The organism is Thermostichus sp. OS-CIW-32 (assembly GCF_054060415.1).
This window is the reverse complement of record NZ_JBSSDD010000024.1, coordinates 1-8,019: the sequence shown is the minus strand read 5'-3', so window position 1 is coordinate 8,019 and position 8,019 is coordinate 1. Positions and strand designations below refer to the sequence as shown.

Sequence of the window (8,019 nt, the reverse complement as noted above, 5' to 3'; positions counted from 1 at the left end):
TGTCATGGTTACCAAGGCGCTACAGAACAAGGAAATCCTACCACCCTAAATCTCCTCCTGGGAGAAGGATCCGGGGATGGTTACACTAGCAACGCAGAGCGCTTGAGCCCAAGCTACCGCCGTTCCAAAAAGTCGCGGCGCAGATCCCGAATCTCTTGCCGCATCTCTCTCATCTCCTCCGCCATCTGGTCGGTGCGCCGTTCCAGTGCTTCTGTGCGGCGTTCGATGGCCCGAGTACGCTCGTCAAACCGATCCATTGACTCGCGAAAGAACTGCGCCAGCATCGCCTGTCCCTCCCGCAGCTCTTGAATCAAAACCTGCTGGTTTTGCTGGACAAGACGCAGCTCCTGCTGGGCAGCTTGCAATTCTTTTTGGGAGGCTTGCAGCTCTCTTTGGGAGGCTTGCAACTCTTGGATGGCTTGAATCAGCCACTGTTCTTGCTCGGGCGTCATGGTTACTGAAGCACTACGGAATAAGGAAATCCTACCACCCCTCTCCTGCTGGGAGAGGGGCCAGGGGTGAGGGCGATGGAGAGTAGGGAACTCGAATCCCTGACCTCTGCGGTGCGATCGCAGCGCTCTACCAACTGAGCTAACTCCCCGTAGCTTTACCAGAATAACCCGAATCCGCAGCCAAGATCTCCCCCGCCTGTAACTCCAGCCCCACAAAAACCTTCGAGGGCAGCCGCTCGGATCCCTTCAGCTCCAGCACATCGTACCAGCCTTCATGGAGCAGCAGCAGGCTCACCTTCTCCTCCAAGGGATCCACAATCCAATACTCGCCGATCCCCAAAACGCAGTACTCTGCCCGCTTGGCCCGGTAGTCTGCTGCCCGGCTCGACTCACTCACCACCTCCACCACCAGCAGCAGCGGCGGCTCCTCTAGGCGGATCAACGCCTCCCGGGATCCCATCTCCTGCCATTGCTCCAAAGGCAGCACCACCCCATCGGGAATCCGCACCGAATCCCACCGGTGGCTGCCCCGTGGCGACTGGATCCCCAAGCCTCCCTGTATCGTTGTCCAGGGCAACTGCTGCCGTGCAATCTCTGCCTCGAAAACTCGGCTGAGAAACTTTTGAATTTGCACATGCCGTCCGGTTGGAAGGGCCATGGGAACCAACTCTCCCGCCACCAGCTCATAGCGGGTATCCCCGCCATCCGAATAAACAAGGTATTCGGCCAACCTCAGGCGAGCTGTTGAGGGTGCAGAAACGGATCCCCTTGCCCAAGCCATACACCGTCTCGGCCAAAAGTTTCTCTGTTGCCATGCTAGCCCTGTATCTCACACAACCCCTCTCTTCCCCTGGGAGCGGGGCTGTGAGCGCTTGGGCCACGGTTGGATGGAAGCTAACGCCGTTCCAGAAAATCGCGGCGCAGATCCCGAATCTCTTGCCGCATCTCTCTCATCTCCTCCGCCATTTGGTCGGTGCGCCGTTCCAGAGCTTCCGTGCGCCGTTCAATAGCCCGGGTGCGCTCGTCAAACCGATCCAGTGACTCGCGAAAGAACTGCGCCAGCATTGCCTGTCCCTCCCGCAGCTCTTGAATGAGGAGCTGCTGGTTTTGTTGGACAAGGCGCAGCTCCTGCTGGGCAGCCTGCAATTCTCTTTGGGAGGCTTGTAACTCTTGGATGGCTTGAATCAGCCACTGCTCTTGCTCAGGGGTCATGGTTGCTGAAGCACTACAGAATAAGGAAATCCTACCACTGCCAATTCTCCTCTCCCTCTGGGTGAGGGCCTCAGCAGCGCGGAGCGCTCGAACACCCCCTTGGGCCACCCAAAACAAAAACCCCTCTCTCTTTAATAAAGAGGGGCCGGGGGTGAGGACGGAAATTCAAGCTCGATCAGTAAAGGGCTTCTTCTTGGTGGGTGATGATGGTGCAGTCGGAGGTAGGGTAAGCCACACAGGTCAGCACATAGCCCTGCTCGATCTGATCATCGTCCAGGAAGGACTGATCGCTTTGATCCACTGTGCCGCTCACCAGCTTGCCGGCACAGGTCGAACAGGCACCGGCGCGGCAGGAATAGGGCAGCTCGATCCCTTGCTCTTCCGCCACGTCCAAAATGTACTCGTCATCCGGCACATCGATGGTGACGTTTAAGCCTTGCTCCTCGTTGATCAGAGTGACCTTATAGGTAGCCATCCTGGTTGGGTCTCCAGAAAAAACATCCACTCCTCATCCTGCCACCCTTCTGCCCCAGATCAAGCACCCTTTTGTGAGGAAATAGGCAAATCTTCCGGTTTTTTGCAGGTGGATCCGGGAAAGCTTGCCGGGTAAGGGTTCTGGCTGCTCAAGAGGGCTGTTAGCCCGCAGCGTCTGCATGAAGGGTGAACCTCGGCTCCGATGGCAGAACTGCCGCAGATCCCACCGGTCATTCTTCCGCAATCCTCTCTGTTCAACTTGGACTTGGCAGGGATCCCTGTAGCTCCTGGGTTGCACCTGGAAAAAAAATGGCAAGACTTGCCAAGTTGGGCGGATCTGACTGTATGATTTACGGAGTAACCAGAGCAACCGCTGACACAGGCGTGTGTGCGTCTCCCATCCGAGTATCAAGCCCTTAGCCTTCTCAGTTGCTTCGGGTTGGTTAATCGGGTAAGTTAAGGGAAGTGTTCAGCCGAACCCTACTTTTTTGGTTAAGAGGAGAAAAATGAACGGAAAAACGCATAAGTGGCTGTTGAAGTCACTTGGTTCTCTAACCTTGGCGTCTGCCGTGGTGCTTCTGCCCGTGATCTTGACAGGCTGTGGCGAAGACAGTACCAGCTCTGTGGTGCCTGTGCCTCCTCCACCTCCTCCACCTCCGCCGCCGGCTCCAACTCCGACTCCAGCTCCTACCCCAACTCCCACTCCAGCCCCAGCAGGCAGGGTGGTTGTTACGCCTGAGAGCGATATCAGTCGCATCATTGCCACTTCTGACCGGACGCAGCCTTTGACCATCGTTCTGCAGCCGGGTTTCTATCGCCAGAACATTGTGATTAACCGCAGCAACGTGACGGTACGTAGCGCTACGGGTCTGGTGGGCGACGCGGTTGTGGTTGGTGCGGAAACGGGCGCTCCGGTACAGGTGACCAGCAATGCCGCTGGCGTTGTCCTGGAGAACTTCAGCATTCTCAACACCCGCTCCCTGGCGGCCATCGAGTACGGTATCAATGCCGAGGACGCCACTGAAGTTACCGTTACCGGCGTAGACATCGTTCTCTTCCCCACAGTAACCACTCCAGCTTCCCGTGGGGTAGCCATTGGCTTTGGCTCAGCTGCTGCTGGCGTCACCTCTAAGAACCTGACAGTAACCCGCTCCAACCTCTTTGTGGCTGGCGCAGCTAACTCAGCGGGTATTCGCATTGCCGGCGACAACGCAGGCATCAACCTGCGGGTGGAGACCAACAACATCTTCTTGGGCTACGACGCAGCTCCCGATGTCGTGGAAACTCAGTTGATTAAATTGGGGCCGCAGAATGTGGGTGCGGGCTCGGCTGGCATCTTTATCGAGCCTGCAGTGACCGGGCTGAGCTTGGTAACCTTTGCCGGCAACGACATTACTCCCATAACCCGAACGGCTAACGTCTACGCCATTCGCGACGAGCGAGGCAGTGGCCTCAATGCCGTGGAGCGCCGTGACATCGTTGCTAGAAACACGCGCTTGGTGTTTAACAGCAACACCAGCAACGTTTACCTCTCCATCACCCGCGCGATTGCCGAAGTGGCCGGTCCCAACCCAACGGTAACGGCTGGTCCTGGAGACTTTGTGCCTGAGGGCGAGATTCTTCTGCCTGCCGACAGGCCTGGCTTGACCTTGAACTCCATTGACGGCACGAGCACGGTGCGTTCGGTCAAGATCCTGGCCGCCGATGCCACGCTGGGCGGAACGGAGGGCAATGGATTCCGGATTGCTGGCATTTCCACCACAGATCCGGACGCTGCTGGGCCGGCTGCATTTTACCAAGTAGCCATTGGCGAGTGTGACCTAGCCAACCTCACCACCCGCAACGTAAAAGTCTCCTTCAACGACTTCACGCGGCCCACTCAGTCAGATGCCTACGTCTCTGTGCAAGTCTGCGACTTCTCGCAGGCGGAGGTTTACAAGAACCTGCTGCGCGGCTTCACAGTTGCCGGCGTACATGTGGTGTCGGCTGAGCCCAACACGGTAACCATTCGCGAGAACCGCTTTGAGCCTTCCATCGGCAGCCCGACCTTCATTGCGGCCATTGTGGATCGGCAGACTCAGGCACCGGGAACTCTGGCTCCTTTTGCCACAGCTTCGGTGACGGGCAACACCTTCAACCTGCCGCCGCAGGGCACTCTGGCTGTCTACGCTCGTCCCGGCGTTGACCTCACGCCAACCTCGGCGGGGGCCCTGGGTGGGGAGGGCACCATTCTCAAGGCTTTCTTCAACAACACCATCACGCCCACGCCCATCCCTGGCTTTGCCGTGTGCGGTCGCCAAGAAAGCTTGGCGGGAGCCCCGGGCAACCTTCTGAACTTCGTGGATACAGCTCCTTTCACCTCTACTGTCTTTGGCGTGGTGTCGGATGCCCTCTGCTCGGCAGTGGGCTTCGGCCCAGGGGCCAGTCTGCAGTTCCAGCCTGGAGGCGCGCCACCGGCAACGCCTACTCCCACGCCTACGCCTACGCCTGCAGGTGTGACGATCACTATCCCAGGCCTGCCTGCTGGCGCGACGGTGACGGTGACGGGGCCAGGCGGTGCTCCGGTCATCACCACTTCCACCTCCGTATCTGGAAATGTGGCTACCTTCCCAGGGCCATTTACCATCCCCTTTGCTGGCCAGATTCGGGTGACTCCCGCCATTTCTTCACCTGGGCCGATTACGGTTGTCGGTACTACCATTAGCGCCTTTGACAACAGCACCAACCCCGGCAGCACCACCTACTTCAACTTCGGGCTTGCCATTCCGGTGAACTAGCCTTTGGCTAGCTTTGCGACAGCGGCCTGCTTCTATTGGGCTGACTGAAAAGTTGCTTGGTGGCGGCAGGTCGCTTTTTCCATCTCGCTTGGCTTGCGCATCTCTTCGTTCGATTGGTTTCCTTGTTGTACTTTTTGGCTTCTGCATGGGTATACTACTAGCAGCTAGGCCTTTGTGGGTTTCCCTGTAGTGAGTTGAGCTGCGCTTGCCAAGGCTTCAACCAGTTGTAGAGCCTTTCTTCTTGGAGATTGATGATGTCTAACCGCAACCTCAAGCACAGCTTGCGTTCCACGCTGGCCTCCTTGGCGCTGGCTTCTTCTCTAACCGGGGTGGTAGCGGCCTGCTCTGCCGACACGCCTACCGTTACGCAGGTTCCTTCCACCATCTCGGCTCAAGTTCCCGAAACCGCTGCTCCCGTTGCCGAGGGCCTCTCCTTCTACTACGACGGGGTGAAAACCTCGGTTAGCAGCAAGGATGCGGCAGTGCTCTTTGCCGCCTGCAGCCTCAACACCGGCGACGCTGCCAAAATCGTCAGCTTCGTCAACAACACGCTTAAAGCAGGGCCGATTACGGCCGGCGATGTCACCGGGCTAGGTGACCCGCTGCAGCCCGCTATCTCCGACTTCAACGGCAACGGAGTTGTCAACTGCGAGGATGCCGCCATTTTGTTTGCCGTGTCCACTGTGGGTGTAGACGCGGCCAAGGTCAACACCTTTGTGTCCGGCACCCTGAAGATTCCGGGGGTAAGCGTTACTCAAACTCAGTTGGATACCTTCTTCAAGACTCCACCAACACCGACCCCGACGCCCACCCCGACCCCCACTCCAACTCCGACGCCTACTCCTTCTATTGTAGTTACTCCCAGCAGCTTAACCCTTCCGGCTCTTTCTAAGGCTACCTTGGACATCAAGCCCAATGTAGCCCCAGCGGGTGGCAAGCTGGTGCTGAGCGTGGTGAGCACGGATTCCACCATCGCCTCCATTGCCGGCTCTTCTACCTTGACCTTCCCGGTGGGCAGCACCGGTGCTCAGCAGGTAACTGTTTCAGGTGTGGCTACTGGCACGGCCAGCATTGTAGTTACAGTTGCGGGTGCCAATGAAGCCACCAACTACGCGGGAGTGCCGCCGGTCACCGTGCCGGTGAAGGTGGAGCCCCCAGTGGCGGCAGGACTGGTGGTTAATCCAACAGAGGTTTCTACCCAGGTGGGCTCGACGGTAACCTTCTCAGTAGCCCCTACGCAGCCCCCGCTCAATGGCAACCTAGTGGTCAGTGTGGTATCCAACACGCCAACGGTGGCGACGGTTAACCTGCCAACTCTGACCTTCCCTGAGGGGAACACGGCGCCTCAGGTGATAACCGTAACAGGGGTGGGTGCTGGTGAGTCCACCATCACTATTGGGCGAGCTGCTACCACGACGGCCACCAACTACCCGACTACTATCGCCAGCAAGACGGTGAAGGCCACCATTACGGCAGGACCACTCGTGGCTCCCAAGACTATCTTTGTGCTGCCGAAGGGAACAGGAGATGGATCCAGTCCCCTTACGCCTACCAGCTTTGAAAAAGCCTTCACGGCTGCCAAGACCTTGCAGCAGGCTACGCCAAACCTGCCGGTTATCCTCAAAGTTGTTGGTGCTGGTTCTGGCCTTAATGCTGAGACCCTGTCCAATGCAGTCACTGAAGTTAATGCTATCAACAACGGGACAATCACAATTCAACCGGAGCCAGCCGCAGCCGGTGGGTTGGCAGAGGTGCAACTAGGAGCAAACTTTACCATCGGCTCAGCAGTCACGGTGAACGACATCAAGATTAACCTCAATACCAAACAGTTAACCATTGAAGGCAAGGCGAGCAAGCTGATCGTTGAAGATACTGGTGGTAACGTGGAGCAGGTAACGGTAGCTGCTGGAGCTACTGTTACAGATTCGACCATCACACTTAGTAACGATTTTGCTGGCGGTCAGGGTGACCAGCTTATTGTTAAAGGAATCCTCAAGGACTCCACAGTTGTAGCGAATGCGAGTGCAGCACAAACAGCCATTATCAAATTGGCTAAAACGCTTGATGGTGTGACTTTCAGTTGTAAAATTGGCACTAGTGGCACATGCATCGAGGCTACCGCTGCGGCTGCTCAGATTATTAACAGTAAAGTTGACTTCGATCCCGCTGTAGCAAGTCAAAAGGTTGTAAATGCCGGTACTAACGGCGTTACCATCATAGACAGCGTCCTTAAGCAGATAGCCAATCTTGGTAACGACGTGATTGCTGTCAATCATGGGGGTGGTGCCCTGGTCGTCCAGAACAGCACCGTTGACTTGAATGGCAATACTAATGGTGCCACTCGCGCCGTGAACAGTACCGCCACCAGTGGCTCGATAATCTTGACAAAGAACGTTTTCACGGGTTACAACGTACCCTTCCAGCCCGTTGTTGAAATTGGGCTTGGTCTTGGTGCAACTCCGCAGCAAATTGCTAACAACCAGTTCCAGATCACCAACCCTAATACAAGAGGTATCAAGTCTACTGGTGCTCCCCCTACCTTGATTAACCAATACGCTAATAGTAGTGGCAATACCTTTGGTTCTTCCCTTACACCAGTCGAACCTTAGGCGATCTTATCTTTGTGTTAGCTCAGCTAAGGGAGAGGCCTGGGTCTCTCCCTTTTTTTCCAGTCCTGGGCTCGCTGCTACGTACAATGGTTTGCCGCGGCAGTACCAAGCTGGCGGGGGTGCTAATAGAATGGGATCCTAAGCTGCCGAGAAACCCCATGTCCGAGCGGTTGGAGCGGGTAGAGGCCATCTTGGAGGTCTTGGCCCAGCAGACGCTGGCCACTGCCCAGGCCACTGCCCGGAATACAGAAGCCATCGAGCGTCTTTTCGCAGTCACCGCCCAGAACACAGAGGCCATTGGGCAAGCCTTTGCAGCCATTGGTCAGAACGCAGAGGCCATTGGGCGTGTTTCCACAGTTACTGTCCAGAACACAGAGGCCATCGAGCGTCTTTTTGCAGCCACCGCCCAGAACACAGAGGCCATTGGGCAAGCCTTTGCAGCCATTGGTCAGAACGCAGAGGCCATTGGGCGTGTTTCCACAGTTACTGTCCAGA

General features: G+C 56.9%; 7 protein-coding genes, 1 tRNA gene and 1 pseudogene. 4 read left to right on the top strand and 5 right to left on the bottom strand.

The genetic code is table 11. The annotated features are described in order from the left end of the window. Positions 1-113: 113 nt before the first annotated feature. The 5 genes from ACVWY8_RS13705 to ACVWY8_RS13685 all read right to left on the bottom strand — a co-directional run bounded on the left by ACVWY8_RS13705 (position 114) and on the right by ACVWY8_RS13685 (position 2,139). On the bottom strand, positions 114-452 hold the full coding sequence (locus ACVWY8_RS13705) for a hypothetical protein (protein ID WP_457394423.1): 339 nt from the start codon (positions 450-452) through the stop codon (positions 114-116). A 76-nt stretch (positions 453-528) separates the two neighbouring features. Then, positions 529-601, bottom strand: a tRNA-Ala gene (locus ACVWY8_RS13700). Further along, complete coding sequence (locus tag ACVWY8_RS13695) at positions 592-1,233, bottom strand: Uma2 family endonuclease (RefSeq protein ID WP_457394426.1); 642 nt, start codon at positions 1,231-1,233, stop codon at positions 592-594. Before ACVWY8_RS13695 ends, ACVWY8_RS13700 begins: the two co-directional genes overlap by 10 nt. Positions 1,234-1,346: 113 nt before the next feature. Then, the gene (locus tag ACVWY8_RS13690; RefSeq protein ID WP_457394429.1) at positions 1,347-1,664 is read right to left on the bottom strand and encodes a hypothetical protein; all 318 of its coding nucleotides are present in this window, start codon (positions 1,662-1,664) and stop codon (positions 1,347-1,349) included. Positions 1,665-1,839: 175 nt separating this feature from the next. Continuing rightward, positions 1,840-2,139, bottom strand: a complete 300-nt coding sequence (locus ACVWY8_RS13685; RefSeq protein WP_011433206.1) for a ferredoxin — start codon at positions 2,137-2,139, stop codon at positions 1,840-1,842. A gap of 201 nt (positions 2,140-2,340) precedes the next feature. Between ACVWY8_RS13685 and ACVWY8_RS13680 the strand changes: the two genes are divergently transcribed. The 4 genes and pseudogenes from ACVWY8_RS13680 to ACVWY8_RS13665 all read left to right on the top strand — a co-directional run. Beyond that, positions 2,341-2,487, top strand: coding sequence for a hypothetical protein (locus ACVWY8_RS13680; protein WP_011430273.1), 147 nt, complete (start codon positions 2,341-2,343; stop codon positions 2,485-2,487). A 208-nt stretch (positions 2,488-2,695) separates the two neighbouring features. Further along, positions 2,696-4,915 (top strand): hypothetical protein, encoded by a 2,220-nt coding sequence (locus tag ACVWY8_RS13675; RefSeq protein ID WP_457397195.1) that lies wholly within the window; start codon positions 2,696-2,698, stop codon positions 4,913-4,915. A gap of 251 nt (positions 4,916-5,166) precedes the next feature. Beyond that, positions 5,167-7,524 (top strand): beta strand repeat-containing protein, encoded by a 2,358-nt coding sequence (locus tag ACVWY8_RS13670; protein WP_457394434.1) that lies wholly within the window; start codon positions 5,167-5,169, stop codon positions 7,522-7,524. 158 nt (positions 7,525-7,682) lie between these two features. Further along, positions 7,683-8,019 (top strand): annotated as a pseudogene (locus ACVWY8_RS13665) (hypothetical protein); the annotation flags it as partial.